At 43.2% G+C, this 17,999-nt stretch carries 15 protein-coding genes; 7 read left to right on the forward strand and 8 right to left on the reverse strand.

The window, feature by feature from the left end; all coding sequences use genetic code 11:
• Positions 1-25 precede the first annotated feature (25 nt).
• From pstA to LYNGBM3L_RS00550, 4 genes are all read left to right on the forward strand, one after another.
• Entirely contained in the window at positions 26-988 is a 963-nt protein-coding gene (gene pstA, locus LYNGBM3L_RS00535; protein WP_008177735.1) for a phosphate ABC transporter permease PstA, read from the forward strand.
• Positions 982-1,782, forward strand: coding sequence for a phosphate ABC transporter ATP-binding protein PstB (pstB, locus tag LYNGBM3L_RS00540; RefSeq protein WP_008177738.1), 801 nt, complete (start codon positions 982-984; stop codon positions 1,780-1,782). Before pstA ends, pstB begins: the two co-directional genes overlap by 7 nt.
• 511 nt (positions 1,783-2,293) lie before the next feature.
• Complete coding sequence (locus tag LYNGBM3L_RS00545; protein ID WP_008177742.1) at positions 2,294-2,950, forward strand: ATP-grasp domain-containing protein; 657 nt, start codon at positions 2,294-2,296, stop codon at positions 2,948-2,950.
• Between the two features lie 185 nt (positions 2,951-3,135).
• Entirely contained in the window at positions 3,136-4,548 is a 1,413-nt protein-coding gene (locus LYNGBM3L_RS00550) for a pyridoxal phosphate-dependent decarboxylase family protein (RefSeq protein WP_008177744.1), read from the forward strand.
• A 660-nt stretch (positions 4,549-5,208) separates the two neighbouring features.
• Here LYNGBM3L_RS00550 and LYNGBM3L_RS00555 read toward each other — a convergent pair.
• The 4 genes from LYNGBM3L_RS00555 to LYNGBM3L_RS00565 all read right to left on the reverse strand — a co-directional run bounded on the left by LYNGBM3L_RS00555 (position 5,209) and on the right by LYNGBM3L_RS00565 (position 9,859).
• A complete protein-coding gene (locus LYNGBM3L_RS00555) occupies positions 5,209-7,584 on the reverse strand; it encodes a PhoX family protein (RefSeq protein WP_008177746.1) in 2,376 nt (791 codons plus the stop codon).
• A gap of 549 nt (positions 7,585-8,133) precedes the next feature.
• Positions 8,134-8,589 (reverse strand): hypothetical protein, encoded by a 456-nt coding sequence (locus tag LYNGBM3L_RS00560; RefSeq protein ID WP_008177747.1) that lies wholly within the window; start codon positions 8,587-8,589, stop codon positions 8,134-8,136.
• A gap of 186 nt (positions 8,590-8,775) precedes the next feature.
• On the reverse strand, positions 8,776-8,922 hold the full coding sequence (locus LYNGBM3L_RS42540; protein WP_154659632.1) for a hypothetical protein: 147 nt from the start codon (positions 8,920-8,922) through the stop codon (positions 8,776-8,778).
• A gap of 259 nt (positions 8,923-9,181) precedes the next feature.
• Positions 9,182-9,859 carry a TraB/TrbI/VirB10 family type IV secretion system protein gene (locus tag LYNGBM3L_RS00565; protein WP_008177749.1) on the reverse strand — a complete coding sequence of 226 codons (678 nt, stop codon included), beginning with the start codon at positions 9,857-9,859 and terminating at the stop codon, positions 9,182-9,184.
• Between the two features lie 325 nt (positions 9,860-10,184).
• Here LYNGBM3L_RS00565 and LYNGBM3L_RS00570 point away from each other — a divergent pair, with 325 nt between their 5' ends.
• Positions 10,185-11,378: an AI-2E family transporter gene (locus LYNGBM3L_RS00570; RefSeq protein WP_008177751.1), complete on the forward strand. Its 1,194-nt coding sequence runs from the start codon at positions 10,185-10,187 to the stop codon at positions 11,376-11,378.
• A 516-nt stretch (positions 11,379-11,894) separates the two neighbouring features.
• Complete coding sequence (locus LYNGBM3L_RS00575) at positions 11,895-13,094, forward strand: homocysteine biosynthesis protein (protein WP_008177754.1); 1,200 nt, start codon at positions 11,895-11,897, stop codon at positions 13,092-13,094.
• Positions 13,095-13,468: 374 nt separating this feature from the next.
• Here LYNGBM3L_RS00575 and LYNGBM3L_RS00580 read toward each other — a convergent pair whose 3' ends face one another.
• The 3 genes from LYNGBM3L_RS00580 to LYNGBM3L_RS00590 form a co-directional block, all read right to left on the reverse strand.
• Positions 13,469-14,224: a cysteine dioxygenase family protein gene (locus LYNGBM3L_RS00580; protein WP_008177756.1), complete on the reverse strand. Its 756-nt coding sequence runs from the start codon at positions 14,222-14,224 to the stop codon at positions 13,469-13,471.
• A gap of 518 nt (positions 14,225-14,742) precedes the next feature.
• Positions 14,743-15,309 (reverse strand): GNAT family N-acetyltransferase, encoded by a 567-nt coding sequence (locus LYNGBM3L_RS00585; protein ID WP_008177758.1) that lies wholly within the window; start codon positions 15,307-15,309, stop codon positions 14,743-14,745.
• 71 nt (positions 15,310-15,380) lie between these two features.
• Positions 15,381-16,418: an ATP-grasp domain-containing protein gene (locus LYNGBM3L_RS00590; protein WP_008177760.1), complete on the reverse strand. Its 1,038-nt coding sequence runs from the start codon at positions 16,416-16,418 to the stop codon at positions 15,381-15,383.
• A 121-nt stretch (positions 16,419-16,539) separates the two neighbouring features.
• Between LYNGBM3L_RS00590 and LYNGBM3L_RS42545 the strand changes: the two genes are divergently transcribed.
• Positions 16,540-16,680, forward strand: coding sequence for a hypothetical protein (locus LYNGBM3L_RS42545; protein WP_154659633.1), 141 nt, complete (start codon positions 16,540-16,542; stop codon positions 16,678-16,680).
• Between the two features lie 126 nt (positions 16,681-16,806).
• On the opposite strand, the gene LYNGBM3L_RS00595 is transcribed toward LYNGBM3L_RS42545, so the two are convergent.
• A complete protein-coding gene (locus tag LYNGBM3L_RS00595) occupies positions 16,807-17,790 on the reverse strand; it encodes a DMT family transporter (RefSeq protein WP_008177762.1) in 984 nt (327 codons plus the stop codon).
• Between the last annotated feature and the right edge of the window lie 209 nt (positions 17,791-17,999).

Raw genomic sequence — 17,999 nt, forward strand, 5'->3', positions numbered from 1 at the left:
CATCTAATAGTAAAACGCTATATAAATGTCACAAGAAAATTTACTTACAATTCGAGAAGATATAAATCGCCGTAAGCTTATTAATCAGATTTTTGCCATCGTTGGTTTGGTAGTTATTCTGGTCGCTATATTTATCTTGCTGGGGTTAATCATCTATATGGTAAAATCAGGGATATCCCGGATTTCACCAGAGTTTTTTACATCGTTTCCTAGTCGTAGAGCAGAAAAAGCGGGGATTATGTCGGCCTGGGTAGGCACTAGTCTGGTGATGTTAGTGACCGCCTTAGCTGCAGTGCCCATTGGTGTAGCTTCAGGAATTTATTTAGAAGAATATTCCCGAAAAAACTTGCTAGCGGATTTCATTGAAATTAATGTCACGAATTTGGCAGGAGTTCCCTCCATTGTCTATGGTTTATTAGCCTTGGGCTTATTCGTCTATGAGTTAAATTTAGGTCGAAGCATTCTCTCAGCAGGTTTGACCTTAGCGTTGTTAATTCTGCCAGTGGTGATTGTCACCACAAGAGAGGCACTGCGGGCAATTCCTAATCATCTCCGGGAGGCTGCTTATGCCCTGGGAGCCAGTAAGTGGCAAATGATTTGGGATCATGTTTTGCCCTATTCCTTTGGTAGTATTCTTACAGGCGTAATCATTGGTTTATCTCGGGCAATTGGAGAAACTGCTCCTGTGGTTACCATTGGTGCTCTAGTATTTATTCGCTTTTTGCCAGATTCTCCATTAAACAGCGCATTTCCTTATATTCCCTTTCAGGGTGAATTTCCCTATCTAAACTTACAGCAGCTATTTGCATGGGTTCAAGCTGAATTCACAGTTATGCCGATTCAGATGTTTACCTGGGTATCTAGACCTGAACGGGCATTTGAGGCAAATGCTGCTGCAGCCGGTACAGTCTTGATTGCTATGACCCTGGCTATGAATGGTATTGCTATTTATCTACGCTATCGCTTCCGTAAAGGTCTAAAATGGTAGAGAAACTATCTGATAAATTATCCGACTCAACCATTAGTAACGCCAAAGCTGAGGTGGATAACCTCAGTTTTTACTATGGTTCATTTAAAGCTCTCAAAAGTATTAGTTTAGTGGTGCCAGAAAAACAAGTAACCGCCCTAATTGGACCATCAGGGTGTGGCAAAACCACTTTACTGCGATGCTTCAATCGTATGCATGACCTTTATCCTGGTAATCGCTACGAAGGAGCAATCTGGCTCGACTCCGATGTCAACATTTTAGGTAAGAAAATTGACCCGATAGAAGTGCGGATGCGGATTAGCATGGTATTCCAAAAGCCTAATCCTTTTCCTAAATCAATTTATGATAATGTTGCCTATGGGTTGCGAGTGCGCGGTGAAAATAGGCGTCGTGTGATTGAAGACAAAATGGAGAAAGCCTTGCGGGGAGCGGCTTTGTGGGATGAAGTAAAAGACCGCCTCTATGACTCAGCCTATAACCTATCTGGAGGTCAACAACAACGTCTTTGTATTGCCCGGGCTTTAGTGGCTGACCCAGAGATTATTTTATTCGATGAACCCACCTCTGCCCTTGACCCTATTGCTACTTCCAGCATTGAAGAATTAATCGCTGAGCTGAAGAAACAGGTCACAATTTTGATTGTGACTCACAGCATGCAACAGGCAGCAAGGATATCGGATTATACCGCGTTTATGTACTTAGGGGCAATGATGGAGTTTGGGGAGACTAGGCAAATCTTTGAACGACCCGCGAACTCACAGACAGAAGCTTATATTAGCGGACGCATTGGTTAGAACCTCAGCGTTGCTTAATAATGGAGTTTTGTGGAATAGGCATCTTGCCTGTTCCTTGATATTTTGGGGCGGGCAGGATGCCCACTCTACTCCTATTCATTCTTTGACTGACGCAACGCCAAAAACTCAGCAGGCTCCGGTGAGGGGATTAGCGATTAGCCCGAAGGGCTACGCTACGCGATCGCATATCGTAAACCCTTGTCAAACATCCTGCTTCCTTAAAAAATTGCTATAATTTTCGGTTGATTCCCAGTTTGAGGTCAACCTTGAAAACTGTTGCTGTCTTTTTTGAGGAAGCAGGCACCTTTTCCTACCCATTTAATAAAAAAAGTACATACGACACATTGCCCAACTTGGTGAAGCAATAGAAGCCTTTGGTGCCAATTTTCGTGTTGTTCGTCACCAATCTTCTTATCTAGGGTCAGGACAATTTTCCCAGAGTTGGGAATTACGAGATGGACAAGTTATAGAAACCGGTCCTATCAAAGCTGATGTCATTTTCGATAAAGGATTGTTTAGCTCTGATGGAACTATCCCAGTTCTTAACTGTCAGGAAATTAACGAAATTTGCACCAACAAATATAAAACCTTTCAGCTGTTCAGTGACTATTCTCCCCAAACCTATCTTGTTAACACCAAAGAAGAGTTTATTGAGGCACTCAAAACTATACCAGGACAATATAAAGTTGTCAAGCCAGTAGATGGTCTTGAAGCCAGAAATGTCCACATTGGAGACGATGAGTTCTTAAAGAAGCAACATTGCCCCTATCCCTTCTTAGTCCAAGAGTTTCTCGATTCACGCTCAGGTATACCCGGTATTGTTGATGGTGTCCATGACTTTCGTGTAGCACTCCTCAACGGGGAAATTCTTCACTCTATAGTACGTACTCCAGCTTCAGGAAAATTAGTAGCATCCGTGACTGAAGGAGGCGAGATGCGTGTTGTAGAAATAGAACTCATCCCTAGCACTGTCTTAGAGCTAGTTGAACAAATTGAAAAACATATGGTACAGTACGGTAACCGATTTTATGGCATTGATATTGCCCTAGTTAACGGTCAACCGAAAATCATCGAGCTTAATTCTCGTGTTAGCATTTGGGACAATCAACAACATGAAGTATTCGCTAGCACGAAGAGAAAACTTGCCGAGGTTTTAGTAGCACTCTGATAGTTGGGTAGGGTGCTTGATAAGACGGGCGATCCCTCATTTTATGCGTAGTCGTCACCGTTGGGACAGAACGCCCGAAAATTGTAACGGGCAAGATGCCCATTCCACCCACCGGGTCAAACTGCTTTTAGGATATGCACCCTTATCAATTCCACCAAATATCTAATTATACCAAATAATAAATTATGATCGAGTTTGAAAAAATAATCAACTTAACTGTTGATAAACTCCTTAAGTATTTGCAGGAAAATAAAAATACCGATACCAAGGTAATAGATTACAAAAGCCCTCAAACCCTTAAGGAAAAACTCGATTTAAGCTTACCGGAAAACGGAGTTCCCTTAGCCGATTTAATTCCGATTATTGAATCATACCTCGATCACAGCGTGCGGACTAGTAGCCACAAGTTTTTTAACCAGCTTTGGGGTGGATTTGAGATAACTGGATTATTAGCAGAAATGGTAACTAGTACTGCTAATACTTCTATGTATACCTATGAAGTTGCTCCAGTCGCCACGCTGATAGAGATTAAATTGATTGAGGCTCTCAACGACTTGATCGGTTTTCCTCAAGGTGAGGGGTTGATGGTGACAGGAGGGAGTAATGCTAATCTGATCGCCATGCTTTGTGGGCGACACAAACTCCTACCCGAAGCCAAAAACAAGGGATTGGGAAATCACCAGCTCGTAGCATTCATCTCAGATCAGGCCCACTATTCCTTTTTCAAAGCAGCAAATTTGTTGGGCATGGGCATAGACAATGTAGTTAAAGTCAAATCCGATCACGATCAGCGCATGTGCCCGCAACAATTAGAAGCTGCTATTCAACAAAGCCTAAGGGAAGGAAAAACACCTTTCTTTGTTACAGCGACTGCGGGCACTACCGTTGCCGGTGCATTCGATCCGTTGCTCTCAATTTCAGAAATTACCAGCAAATATGGACTCTGGCTACATGTGGATGGGTCTTGGGGTGCTCCGGTTTTATTCAGCAACCAGCACAAGCACCTGTTACAAGGTAGCTCCTTAGCAGATTCGTTTACTTGGGATGCTCACAAACTTATGGGGGTGCCGTTGATTTGTTCAGCTATTCTGGTTAAACAACCAGGGACTTTATTGGAGGCTTGTTCTAGTCAAGGTACTCACTATATCTTCCACGATGATGAAGATAGTGCCTATAATCTCGGAGCTATGTCCTTGCAGTGTGGGCGGAAAGTAGATGCCCTTAAGCTGTGGCTAGCCTGGAAATACTACGGCAAAAGTGGTTATGAAGCACGGGTTGACCGCTTGTTTGAACTCGCTAGCTACGCGGCGGATTATATTCGCAGTTGTGAGAAATTACAATTGATAGTTCAACCAACATTTTTGAATATCTGTTTTCGCTATAATCCCAGAGATAACAGTCTGTCTAATCATGGTTTAGATCAGCTTAATCTGGAAATACGTGATCAATTAATGCGCTCCGGTCAAGCATTAGTCAATTACTCTCACTATCAAGAACAGATTCTAATTCGCTTCATTCTCAGCAACCCAAATATTAACGAAGCTGATCTAGATAGCTTTTTTGCTAACTTTATCAAAATTGGCGATAGTTTATCCTAGCAGTAGTCGTTTTAGGCGATTGAAATGTAAGCATTCAGCCGTCAGCTGTCAGCCGTTGGCCTTGGCCTTTGGGCCACCCTACGCGAATGGCCACGCTACTTGAGGTGCCTAATGCTTAAAATAAACATCAAAAAATAAACATCAAACGGGAGAATTGAATAGTTCGAGATTTTACAACATTGAAAGTCTGGGGATTTGCCCATCTAAGCATATGTCCTAGGCGCAAGCTACTCGAACAGCAGTCAGCCATTGGACTTTGGCCTTTGGCCAAGCCTGCCCATAAGCTGATAGCTGATACGCGACACGCTGAATGCTTACATAAAAACAAAAAAAAGCTGACGAATCTATAAACGAACGCCAGCATCTAAATTGTAAAGGTGTAAAAATCAGGTAGAGAATGGGAAAGATAAAATGTCTTATCTCATTCTGCTGTCTTGTCTAAACAAACATAGTCGTAAGCATTCAGCCGTCAGCTATCAGTTATCAGCTATCAGCTAACAACCTACGCCCACGCTACTTGAAGTGCTCAAGGTCTGAGGCCATGCTAAGCGAATAGTTTATGCCCATAGCTTAGGCTACTCATGGTGCTTGTGAATAAAATAAGCTGACGGCTGACGGCTGATAGCTGAATGCTTACCATTAGTCTAAACCAACATTAGTCTAAACAAGCCTTTCACCAGACTTGCGACGAATACCAACTACAGAAGGACGGGGTGGTCCAGAGGGATTGCCATCACCACCATCAGCCTTAGGTAAGCTACTAGGCCAGTTACTACCAAGAGGTACAGTCCGGCTCTGAGTAAACAGACTTCCATCCAAGTTCAGGATTTCAATATCTCGTTGCAGAGGCGGCTGACCTGCACCAATGGGTACACTTTCCCCAGGATGCTGTACTGCAACAATTAGAGTATCACCAATAAAGGTTGGACCAGTTATCTCGCAACGCACTGGACCATAAGCAAAGGGGATGACTTCCCCAGCATTAGGCCCACTAGTGGGAACATAGAACACCCAGTTGTTACCATAAACCCCAACCAAAGAACTAGTAGCACCAGTGTCGGTGTGGTCAATGGTGCGTTCTGTTGGCTCAGCACCAGTTCTAAAACCGTTGTGCTGACTAGTAGACATATCGGTGACACCCCAGATATTACCTTTAGTATCGAAGGCTAAGTTATCTACATTAGCAAAACCAGCACCATCGTCTGCTCCAGCTTCTCCAGATTCCACGAATCGAGTCCAGCGGAAGCTAGTACCTGTACCATCAGCGCTGTTTTCAATAATCTTGTAAATCCCACCAGAAGGCTGCTTAGCATCAACATCAGCGTTGAGTTTAGCAGTTTGGAAGATCCGGGAATCTGGATAGCCATCTCCACCAGCAATATGGTCGGTATAGGCAATGAATACCGCTTTAGTCCGGGGATGGACTTCTAGATCCTCAGGGCGGGATGAGGGAGTACCACCAACTAGATTAGCTGCCAGGAAAGAATCAACGACAATAGCACCTTGGCTAGTGTAGAAATCTGCCAGGGTTTTCTTCTTATAACCAGGGAGGGCAGTTGCTTCATTAGTGAGATCTACCACCAACGAGCCACCATCCTCAGTAGCACCAGCAATACCAGCACGCTTTGGTAAGCGCACCCGACCATCTCGTTGTGCCTCACCTAAAGCAGCTAGCTCAACAGAAGCCAGTTCAGAGGGAGCATTGGGATTGGTGGGAGTACTCAAGACCAATGGTATCCACTCACCTGTGCCATTGGAATTGAATTTAGCAACGTAGAGAGTACCTTCTTCAAATAACTTACTGTTATCTTTATCACTGAGGCCCCGCAGTTTGCCCTTACTAACATACTTCCAGGTGTGACCACCCCGGCGGTCATCTCCCATGTAAGCAACTAACTTATTACCAGCCTCAGTACGGAAAGTAATATTTTCGTGACGGAAGCGTCCCAACGCAGTGTGCTTCTTAGCACGAACACTAGGGTTAACTGGATCAATCTCTACCATCCAGCCATACTTTTCACCGACCAGACCGAATACAGACCCAGTGGTACCTTCGGTGTAGCCAGTCTGAGTGCCATTAGGTAGCACAGCTTCAGTAACACCATTGAAGAATCTGGCACTACCCTGGAAATTTTCTTCAGTAGTCAAAATGGTACCCCAAGGGGTAGTTCCACCGGAACAGTTGTAAGCAGTACCGATAATCTTGTTCCCTAAGCCATCGGAACTCAGAGAAAACACTTCAGTTGCTGCTGGTCCTGTTCCCACCAGGTAGTTTTGATCCCCTTGCTGATGGCTTCTGGAGCCCCAAGAGGTAACACTCTTAAACTCATCACTCCGCTGAGCATTGATTCCTAAACCAGAAAGACCGTGAATGCGACGGTTCTTGGAGTCATCCTTAACAACTTGGTAACGTTCACCGGAACCATTGCGACGGATGCGAACAATAGAACCTCCTTGGTTGTAGAAAAATTCTCCAAGCAGTTCTATATCATTCACATTAGACGGTAGAGGATAGCCAATCACCGTCTCAAAGCTAGTGGGGAATCCAGCTAAGCTGCTGGAAGTACCGGGAGCTAGGTCAGAAAATGGAAAAGAAACGTATTCGTGATTGACCCAGAGATAGCCATCATTAGAGCTTCTACCTACAGGAACAAAGCCAGTGTAGTCGTTGTTATAGCCAAAATAATCGTCTGGATTAGGGAAAACGCGATCGCCCCATTTGACAATTACATACCGTTCGTACTCCGGCGGTACTACTACATCATCAATGACCGTGTAGGTAGCCAGACTGATGTCAGAACTTGGTTCAAGCAGTTGGCTTTGATTAATGCCAGTGGGTAAGGCACTTTTTTTAGTTTGATAAATCGGCAAGGGATGGGGTAAACGCACCGGGGTAATACCCATAGTACTGGTAGCTGCATTGGCAACACTATAGTCACCACCTAACAGTTTTTGGCCTATCTGAGGAGCCAACACAGTAGCTGCAGTACTCGCCCCAAAGAAAACTAGCAGTTTTCTGCGAGTTAGCTTAGACATTCTAGTATCTCTTTATCTCTCTACAAGAATCAGCGGAATCACAAAGTTTGAGCACCATTACCACCAGAGCTAGCTGAAAAACAATCGTCAAAAGGCTATAACAAATTCAGCCCTGTTGCTAATAATTTTATAGCTATGCTGCAGTAGAAAACCAGTCCAAGCGTGAGAACACCCCTGTTTGAAAGCATAAGTAGTGAGCCAAGGTTATTAAACCCTGATATTTGTCTACTTTTTGATACCCTGGTGTCGCTCATATGGCTAGCATTGATTACTAAAAAAAATTGCGTTGGTAAACGCTTGTACTAGTTTTTAGCTACTGATTAGATATATCTTTTTAAGGTTAAGAGCGGTTAACTGGATGGTTAAGCATGTCTTAACTTTATAGTGTTTTTTCGTTGATATTAAGATTTACCATACCTTAACTATTTATTAGTTAAGTCTTAACCTGTGAAACTAAATTGTGAAAATAATTACCTAAAAAGGATTAACACTGCTACAGTTAAGGTTAACCGTTGCCAAGTTTTTATTTAAACTAGTTAATTCAACTAGTTAATCATCTCGAAAACCTGGATCATCCTCCAATGAAGCTTCAAGTAATACTGAAGATTTAGGTGGATTTGAAGGAGCTGGAGATGAATCAGAAGCTCTGAACCCCAATAGCATTTCAGAATTGCTAAAATAACTCGCCCATCGCTGGATTATGGGGAATTGTTTCCACTGAGAGCGAGAAACTGTTGCAATCATTAAAGGGACTACTTGACCATTGCGTTCACCTAAAATCATCATAGAAATGCTGGTAATATCAGGATTTCCGGTAAATTCCTGATTTAGTTTAGTTTGAGCCAAATTCTCTGTCTGCTGAATTAGGCGTTCAAATGATTGACTGCTATCAGAGTTAAGGATGACGTGGTATTCCTTAATTTCAGCTGAGGCTGTTGGAATCTGTGTAACTAAACTACTGAATACCAAAATAGTACTCCAGAGAAGGCGGCGATAAAGATCCATCAGCTTAGCTATCCTGACGACCTGGTGACTAACTAGTTAATAGTAATAGATAATAATAGATGAATATTAAGGTGACAGTAACTTTTGGTTAAGAATGAATTATCAAGTAAGCAGTCAGCAGTCAGCAGTCAGCAGTCAGCTGTTGGGCATAGGCTGATAGCTGATACGCGACACGCTGATAGCACCTCAAGTAGCACTATCTTTAGCGCATAGGCTAATAGCTGATATAGCACTACGCGCTACTGTTAGGACATTGTCTTGATGCAGTCGCTCATGGGGGAAACCCCCAAGACCGTAATGGTGCGTTTTCCGTTGGCGAATTAAATTCGCCACGGGTCGCACCTCTGCATCGCTCCTAAACTCCGAAACTTAGTCATAGCTTACTTTTGACTTCTGACTTCTAACTTCTTACTTGCGCGTAGCGCTATAAGTGAATGCTTACATTATCAAGGATGTTCGCCCTTAGCAATTCGGTGTAGGGTAAGATTAACGATTAAGGATCTTCGCCTGATAGCTTTACCGTCGGGTAGGATGAATTATTAATTATCAAGTCAAGGATGAAGGGTGAAGGGTTCATCCTTCATCCTTCAGATTAGCGATTGTCAATGTTAAGGACTAAATCAGACTTCAAGGTTACATCTAAATCTGTGTCAGGGTCGATGACAACTACTTCTACGTCTTCCTGACCTCCTGCAAGGAGAAGTTCTGTAACCAAACCGAGTCCAGCACCAGCTAAAACTTCCCAAAACTCAAGCTTACCAAAGATTTCAGAAAGTACAGCCCCGGCAGCTGCACCAATAGCAGCACCTTTGAGCAAATCCGGATCAGTGTTTTTGGTAATAGTTTCAGTTTTGGTGACAACCTCGGAGGTGGCATCAATAGATAAGGATTGATCACTATCCCTGAGAATCAACTCTTCGGCGACAAACTGAGAACCTCTGTTAACTGGACGCACTTCACCTTCAATCTCACTACCGGCTGGAATTAGGAGGGTTCCTGAAAAGGAGACTACATCTCTAGCTACTATCACCGTTATCGGTAGAGTTTCATTACGAGTGACAATGATTCTCTTGGCGTCGTCGGATTCAACTGGTATCAAAGTCCCAGCAGGAATGATGACTTGGGTAAATTGAGCCAACTGTGGCTCGATGTAGAATCTAGACTGGGCAGTAGCTTGAGTAGCCATCAACATTGGTAACGCCACAGTTGAAGTGATCCCCAATGCTGTGAGTAGAGCGATTCTGGACTGCCAACGATGGGAAATAAACATTAAATATATCTTCCTTGAGGATGAGTATAAGCGATTAATTAGACTCAAAAGAGCATAGTTATGTTTCCCGAGGGGCAGGATACCCTACCTAAACCCGGTCACCCTCCCTTTCAAGCTGCTTGTCACCCCATCACCCCATCACCCCCATCTTCTGCTCCCGGAGCGTTCGCGTAGCGTAGCCCTTCGGGCTAATCGCATCCTGTCTCTTTTAAAACCTAAAATTTGAAAACCTAAAATCTGTAGAATTGAGGTAAGATCAGGTTTTTGAGCCCCATACAACTAAAATTAGGTCTGGGACTGCATAGAGCCACTGCGAGGTTTTACCATGAGTCTAGGCACATGGATTGGTCTACTTGCCTTTATCCTTTCGTTATACATCCTGTGGCAAATCCGTAAAGTACTGCTGCTGATATTTACTGCTGTGGTACTTGCCAATGCCTTAAATATCTTGGTGGAAAAATTCCGCCGGGTTGGCATCAAACGGCTTTTTGCTGTGCTGCTGTCAATTCTTCTGATGGTTGCTCTAACCGTAGGGTTTTACTGGCTAATTGTGCCACCCTTTGCCGACCAAGTCCTAGAGTTAACTGATCAAGTTCCTAGGGGTATAGAAAAATTAGGTCAGTGGTTGGAGGTGTTGTCAGCGCGTCTTCCCCCAGATCTGATTACTTTCCCCGAGCTCCAAATAGATCAGCTAATTCAACAGCTACAACCGTTACTTAATCAGTTATTGGGTGGTGGATTCTCCATTGCCTTTAACTCTTTGGCTGTAGTAGCCCAAGTTTTGCTGGTATTAGTTTTGACCATAATGCTACTGGCTGACCCCAACGCTTATCGTCAAAGCTTTATACGACTTTTCCCGTCTTTCTATCGCCGTCGAGTTGATGAAATTTTGACTCTATGTGATCACTCTTTACGGGGGTGGTTAGTAGGCATTCTCGTTAACATTGCTGCCATTTCTGGCTTAAGTTTTGTGGGTTTGGTCATCCTACAAGTTAAACTGGCACTGGCACAGGCGGCTTTGGCAGGTATCTTGACATTTATCCCCAATATTGGCCCTGGATTGAGTGTAGTCCCACCGATTGCGATCGCTCTACTAGATGCACCCTGGAAAGCGATCGCTGTTTTAATTCTCTACATTATTATTCAGCAGGTGGAAAGTAATTTGCTAACTCCCCTGGTCATGAAGCAACAGGTATCCCTGCTACCAGCAGTAACCCTTTTGGCTCAGGTATTTTTCGCGACATTCTTTGGTTTTTTAGGTTTACTGTTAGCTTTACCATTAACAGTAGTTGGTCAGGTTTGGCTCAAAGAAGTTTTAATTAAAGATATCCTCGATCAATGGAAAACTAGTCCGATATCCATCAGACATACCCAGACCCCTTCAGAAATCGTTGCGATCGCATCACCAGATCCTGATTTAGCCAGCCCGACTACATCACAGGATTCCCAGGATAGCACTGAATCGGACAATCACCCCAAATCCGACAAATCAGATCAAATCGAGAAGGAGGAAGAGTAAACCTTCATAAGCCTTCAACCGTTACAACGCGAGCTATGGATTTTAACAACTTAAGCATTCAGCCGTCAGCCGTCAGCCGTCAGCCGTCAGCCGTCAGCCGTCAGCCGTCAGCCGTGGGCAAAAGGTCCACGCTACTTGAGGTGCTGACGTAACTCAGCATTATTCCAATGCTTACCTGTTGTATTCAAAAGCACCTCAAGTAGCGTGCGCATTAGCTGATAGCTGATAGCTGATATAGCGGTTTTTAGCCTCATGAGGTACACATAATTTTTTACCTTTTCCCTCTTCTGACTTTACTGCTCCCTACTCCCTGCTCCCTGCTCCCTAAAACCCAAAAACTTGTACCTTACTAGCTTAAAAAGCGCTATAGCTGATAGCTGATAGCTGATAGCTGATAGCTGATAGCTGAATACTTACTTAACAACTGCCTATGATCACCCTCGGCTGACGGAGGTAAGCTAAGATACCACTGACAAGTGATATTTTGGAAAACCCTTCTCCTCATTCCCAATCCCTATGCGAACCATTGCTCAAATTAATGACAAAATCGAGGGTAACTGTGCCGTAGTGTGGACAGTGGAAGAATTAAAAGCACGGGTGGCAGACATCGGTGTGACTCAGGCGGCGAAAGAAGTAGACATCATTACTACCGGTACCTTTGAGCAGATGGAGTCTTCCGGAGCAATCATGAATTTGGGACATACTGACCCACCCGTGAAAATACGGAAATGTTGGTTAGATGGGGTTCCAGCTTACACTGGCTTCGGAGCAGTGGATTTGTTTTTGGGAGCAACTCAAGTTGTTGACTACCCAGATAACCGTGAGATTCCAGATATGGAAGAACATAGGCAAAGGGGTGGTGGTCATGTCATTGAAGACCTGATTGCTGGGAAACCGGTCAACCTGCAAGCCCTTGGACAGGTGACAGATTGTTATCCTAGAAGCTCCTTTGAGACCACGATCACTAAGGATAGGATTAATCAGTTTTACTTATTCAATCCCCGCAATCTGTATCAAAACTTCATTGTAGGGGTGAATGGAGGCGATCGCCCCTTGTATACTTATCTGGGTTTGCTGCAGCCCAAACTCTCCAATGCGGTTTACTCTAACCCAGGAGCAATCTCACCCCTAATCAATGATCCGGAACTGAAGCTAGTGGGTATTGGCACACGGATTTTTATGGGTGGAGGTATTGGCTATATTGCTTGGGAAGGGACCCAACACTTCCCACTGCAAAAACGCCTTCCCAATCAGACACCCATAGGACCAGCAGCAACTCTAGCTTTAATTGGAGATGCCAAGCAAATGAACCCCAAATGGGTGCGGGGTTGTTACTTTAAAAATTATGGCCCCTCTCTGATGCTGGGTGTGGGCGTACCAATGCCAGTACTGAATGAAGAAGTAGTGCAACGTTGTGCTGTACAAGATCAAGACATTGTTGCACCAGTGGTAGATTTTGCCATTCCTAGACGGGTGCGTCCAACCTTTGGGTTAGTCAGCTACGCTCAGCTGAAGTCTGGTCGGATCACTATTGATGGTAAATTAGTACGTGTAGCTCCTCTTGCTAGTATTTTCCTCTCCCGGCAAGTTGCTATGGAATTAAAGCAATGGATTGAGAGTGGCAAATTTACCCTAACTGAACCAGTAGCACCAATTCCAATGGACCGCTCATTTCTACCTCAAGACCTATGGGGTTCACAAATTAGTTTGGATTGATTGATTTAGTCATTGGTCATTTTAAAATTAAAAACTGAAAATTGAAAAGGTAAGCATATGCGCTACGCGCAGGCTACGCCAACAGCTATCAGCGTGTCGCGTATCAGCTTATGGGGTACATCACAGGCTAGAAGCCTGTGCTACTTGAGGTGCTATCAGCCAACGGCTGAATACTTAGATAGGCAAATCCCCAAACTTTCAATTCTTTAAAATCTCAAACTATTAAATTATCCTGTTCGATGTTTATTTTAAGCATTAGGCTGACAGCTGAATGCTGACAGCTGAATGCTTACTTGAAAAGTAATAATTAGCAATTACCAATTAGCAATTACCAATTAGCAATTACCAATTAGCAATTACCAATTATCTTTAGCTTACTTGAGCTGTGACATTTGCTCGTCTAACACAGCTAATTTTGAGCGGAGTAGAGGATTGTCCTCTACTGCAAGGATTCGACAAATGCGATCGCGCATTTTTTCGTGGTGTCTGAGCGTGGTATCAGTGTCTGCTTGTAAGCCGTAGTGCCGCTCTTTAATTTGTGTCTCTGGCAAGCAGAAGAACACCCCTCCATCAGTGCGTTGAATGCTGCCTTCAAGCAGGTCAAAGATTCGTGCGTTGCTAGTAATCGAGCCCTTGGAGTTTTCGGTCCCGTATACATGAAGGCTAAAAAAGCAGGATTCTCCGGGGTTGCCCATCTGGTGAATCATATCGTCAGCTACCGCCTTTACCTCTCCAGAGCTATAGTCCAGTCGCTTCAGGGTTTGCAGCACTCCATCTGTTAAGGTATACACGTAGTGTTCCGCCTCGCCAAAGCACTGTACTGCTCCCCATTGGGCTGTGCCGTGGTCATGAATCGTGCTGTAGTCTCCTGGAGCCCAAGACATCACCATAATTTCAAAGGAACCACACTCGTACAGTAGCTTTCGACCGTAGCTGTCGGTGATGGGATGATCAAAGTCAGCCCATCCCATCAAGTCTTCCGGTGAGATGCGTGCATCCAAAATGCACAAACGAGCAATTTTCGGTACCAATACCGACTGACTTTGGATATTACTAATTAAGCGCTGGATACTCTTGGGAAGACTTTGGTCGGATACAGAAGTCTTCATGCCAGTAATAATCTGAATCATTTTGCCATCCTCTAATTTTTTAAAAAACTTGATTCTCTGAAAATAGAGACTTAAAAATTGAAAATTAACAAAATCGGATTAACCATCCTACGAATGGATTAACCGAAATTGATAGTATTACTAGGTGGGAGAATGGTGTTAGGGGAATGCTGTTAGAGTTTACTATTCAAAGCCTAATCCCTAATACTTAATCCCTCATCCCTAGATTTACCTAACTAATAATTCCTCACTGGTTGACTTGACTGTATAAACCTTAAAGCTCTAGGCTGAGAGAAAGCTGATAAATTCCTCACTATCGTCTGAAAAAAATTGAGAAATATCTCAGCTTATTTTGATTCAGAACACATGATGATTATTCCTCATATCATCAAAGATTTATTCAAGCTATAGCAAGCCTGATTGAAACGATAAAGAAATCGCTGCACCTCTTCGACCTCCTTCCCATATTGCTATCCGTTACATCCGCTCGAACTATCCGTTGCAAGCTCCTCCCATGCTCAAAACTAAAACACAGAATGTTATAGTTCAGGACGGTAAGGTAAGATATGGGATAAAACAAGCTGCATAATAACCATGTCGTGCCAGCGTCCCTTGAAAAACCCAATTTCTTTTTGAACACCTACAACCTCAAATCCAAATCGCTTGTGAAATTCAATACTCCCTTGATTGCAGCCCAAAATTTTAGCAACGACATGGTGATAGCAAAACTCCTCAACTTTCTTGAGCAATGCTGTTTGTAAAATACTGCCGTAACCCTTACCGGTTTCCGCTAAAGAAAAATAAATCGAAATCTCGCAGCAAACACGGTAGCCTAAGCGAGGGCTATAGCGCTTGATGACACCCCACCCGATAACACAGCTTTCTCGTTCTGCAACCAGTATGGTTTCGCGATCGCCAAACTTATTCGCGAGTACTTCCATGTCCTCAGCGGTATAAAATTGGCAATCCATCGTACTGTTGCCTGCAACGATAGACTCGTTATAGATAGATGCAATTGCTTGAAAATCAGTCTCTTTATATTGCCTTACCAGAATGTTGGGATGCTCTGATAAATCTGCACAGAAATTCTCTTGTTTAGTTGACATTTTTCTGCACTTATTTTGTTGCCCGTAATTATTTGCTCTCTCTCAATTATAATTTAGAGAACTAAACACTCCTAATCCTCAACCAAAGATAACGATAGGTTTTTTCTCGGCTTTCGATAAAACTCAATCATCCAGCTAAACAATCGCTCCATTATCGATTGGTTGGTTAACAGTTCTAATCTAGCAAAGCCACCAATATTTCCTCCATTGATTTCGCTAATGCACCAGTTACCCTCATCATTCATCAAAAAGTCATATCCCAAGGTATGTATACCCCGACAGCGATAGTGTTTAAAGGTAGCGTGAATTGCTTCTTTTTCTTCAGAGCTGATATCTGATAAGAAACATTCTCCATCTACGCTGACATTATGCACCCAATGACCACTTTTCGAACGGCGGATATAGGCACCGTAAATTTCACCATCTACCACAACAATCCGCTTGTCTCCCACATCAACTCGCTGCAAGTATTTCACAAATTGTAGTGGTTTACCTGTGGAACCTTTCAGATAATTCATCACCTCGGAAAAGTGACTAAACTCCCTGGTAGCTGCAAAGGGATTATCCACTAAGAAATGACCGTTGTGATCCCAAATTTTAAAAACTCCTCTACCACCACAACTATTATATCGCTTAGCCACAATAACTTGGTGCTTTTCAAAAAAAGCCAATCCTTCCATCCAGCTACTGGTTACTATCATGTCTGGTGTAAATTTACTGGCTACTTTGAGGAAGAATTCTTGCTGAATTTGCTCATGAATTCCAGTAGGACTGTTAACAAATTTTACAAACGGTTCCCACAATCGTAGTCTATCTAGATATCCTTCAGGAAAAGGCTTTAAGGTGCGACAAAATACCAAGTCAAACTCCTCTAGCGATCGCAAATCCTGGGCTTGTGAATCTAATTCGAGAAAGGTAGTGTAAGGTAGTATTCCCTTCACCGAAGCTACCTGAATCGATTCAGTCTTCGCTCCTTGGGTGAATACGCCCTCAGTAGGGATGTGGAAGAATTCAAATCGTTCGTCGAGGGCTAGCCGTTGGTAAAATATGGGTATGTCCAGTAACGGACTAGAGTATCGAGAAGGATTGCAAATGGAAAGTAATTTCATCTTACATTACTTCTTATATTACTTCTTACTTTCATTAAATTACAAGCTGATTTTACTATGCTGATTTTACTATACCGATTGCTAACTCTTTTCTACTCCTTTTATAGCAATTATCATACTGATGAGGTACAAAAATTTTTGTCCTAATCCCTACTCCCTACTCCCTACTCCCTACTCCCTACTGGGTGCATCTCATCTTTGTAAAAAAGAAGGGAAGTGCCGGAAGTGTCGGAAGCGTGGGGATTTTAGGGAGGGTGGGTAGTGTAGGCAGTTTGGGAATTTTATTAGAATTTTTGTTTAATTGCAAAAATGAGATGCACCCCTCCCTACTCCCTACTCCCTAACCACTCCTAGTAACTACCTCACTGAATTGATAACTGCTATCTACTTACATAGAAGAGGCAGAACTTTCTCCTCTAGCTGCAATTTCCTGTATCGGTTGGGGCTTTTGTTTACTAAAGTTAGTGATCGACACTCCAATCATGATCACAATAAATGCTATTACTTGCATCAGTGAAGGGCGTTCTCCATTGAGAATTAGCGCATAAATTATCCCAAATACGGGGGATAATACAGTCCACTTACCCACCGTCTTGGAGTCTAACTTTTCCAGGGCAGCGTACCAGAGAAATTGGGTAATCACGATGATAATTAGTGCATAGATCCCCATCACCATCCAAAGCTGACCTGAAAAGACATCTCCAAAATGAGACGGACCAAACAAATAACTAGCGATCGCGAAAAATATTACAGCTGATATAAAGTTACGGCTGAAGACAATTACCGACAAACTCTTGTTTTTAGAAAGGGTCAACTTGCCGATAATCGAAGTAACTGCATACAAAAACGTTGAAGCCAGGATTAAAAGGTCACCCTGATTGATTTGATAATTACTGCTTTTAAAAACAATAGCAACAACACCAACGCCAATCAGAGAAAAGCCAATCCATTCCCATTTCAGAATACGCTTGCCAAATAAAATTGCTCCTGCCAGAGCATAGAGTACCGGACCAAATCGCCCCAATAAGACTGCATTGGTGACAGTAGTGTGTTGTAATCCCAGGAAAATCAGTGCAGACAGTAAGGCGGCTAAACAACCATTAATAAACAATCCCAGAAGCAGCTTTACATTCAACTTTCTAAGTTCATTTAGAATAGGAATTGCTCCAAAAAAAGCCACCACTGCCAAAGACGCACAGAGATTGCCAACAAACAGAACGTTACAAAACGATATTGGTGTTTCCTTCCCGCCACTGAGCATACTAGCGTTTGCAATTAGGAAAGCAATCACCGAGGGTCGCAATGCTGCCAGGGCTCGGGAGACAACCAGCAGCAATTTAGGATTAAGGTTATTGATACTATTGGCAATCATTTCCGTTCTTCAGGAAGAGTGGTATATCCTTTCCTAGTAAAGCATTACTCCAGTAATAACAGGAATGGGTAAATTAATGACGATAGAACACCTAAAAGGGGTGGGATAAGGATACCTAAATCTACCCTTTTCTGTTAATACATATTTAAGATAATTTGTCAAATTCTAGACAAGTGTGGAATAAGGGGGGAGTGTAGGTAATTTCGTTA

The organism is Moorena producens 3L (assembly GCF_000211815.1).
Classification (GTDB): Bacteria; Cyanobacteriota; Cyanobacteriia; order Cyanobacteriales; family Coleofasciculaceae; genus Moorena; species Moorena producens.

Excerpts from the sequence above, each read along its gene's own strand:
- pstA (WP_008177735.1), top strand. The coding sequence starts at position 26 with ATGTCACAAGAAAATTTACTTACAATTCGAGAAGATATAAATCGCCGT.
- pstB (WP_008177738.1), top strand. The coding sequence starts at position 982 with ATGGTAGAGAAACTATCTGATAAATTATCCGACTCAACCATTAGTAAC.
- LYNGBM3L_RS00550 (WP_008177744.1), top strand. The coding sequence starts at position 3,136 with ATGATCGAGTTTGAAAAAATAATCAACTTAACTGTTGATAAACTCCTT.
- LYNGBM3L_RS00555 (WP_008177746.1), bottom strand. The coding sequence starts at position 7,584 with ATGTCTAAGCTAACTCGCAGAAAACTGCTAGTTTTCTTTGGGGCGAGT.
- LYNGBM3L_RS00560 (WP_008177747.1), bottom strand. The coding sequence starts at position 8,589 with ATGGATCTTTATCGCCGCCTTCTCTGGAGTACTATTTTGGTATTCAGT.
- LYNGBM3L_RS00565 (WP_008177749.1), bottom strand. The coding sequence starts at position 9,859 with ATGTTTATTTCCCATCGTTGGCAGTCCAGAATCGCTCTACTCACAGCA.
- LYNGBM3L_RS00570 (WP_008177751.1), top strand. The coding sequence starts at position 10,185 with ATGAGTCTAGGCACATGGATTGGTCTACTTGCCTTTATCCTTTCGTTA.
- LYNGBM3L_RS00575 (WP_008177754.1), top strand. The coding sequence starts at position 11,895 with ATGCGAACCATTGCTCAAATTAATGACAAAATCGAGGGTAACTGTGCC.
- LYNGBM3L_RS00580 (WP_008177756.1), bottom strand. The coding sequence starts at position 14,224 with ATGATTCAGATTATTACTGGCATGAAGACTTCTGTATCCGACCAAAGT.
- LYNGBM3L_RS00585 (WP_008177758.1), bottom strand. The coding sequence starts at position 15,309 with ATGTCAACTAAACAAGAGAATTTCTGTGCAGATTTATCAGAGCATCCC.
- LYNGBM3L_RS00590 (WP_008177760.1), bottom strand. The coding sequence starts at position 16,418 with ATGAAATTACTTTCCATTTGCAATCCTTCTCGATACTCTAGTCCGTTA.
- LYNGBM3L_RS42545 (WP_154659633.1), top strand. The coding sequence starts at position 16,540 with ATGAGGTACAAAAATTTTTGTCCTAATCCCTACTCCCTACTCCCTACT.
- LYNGBM3L_RS00595 (WP_008177762.1), bottom strand. The coding sequence starts at position 17,790 with ATGATTGCCAATAGTATCAATAACCTTAATCCTAAATTGCTGCTGGTT.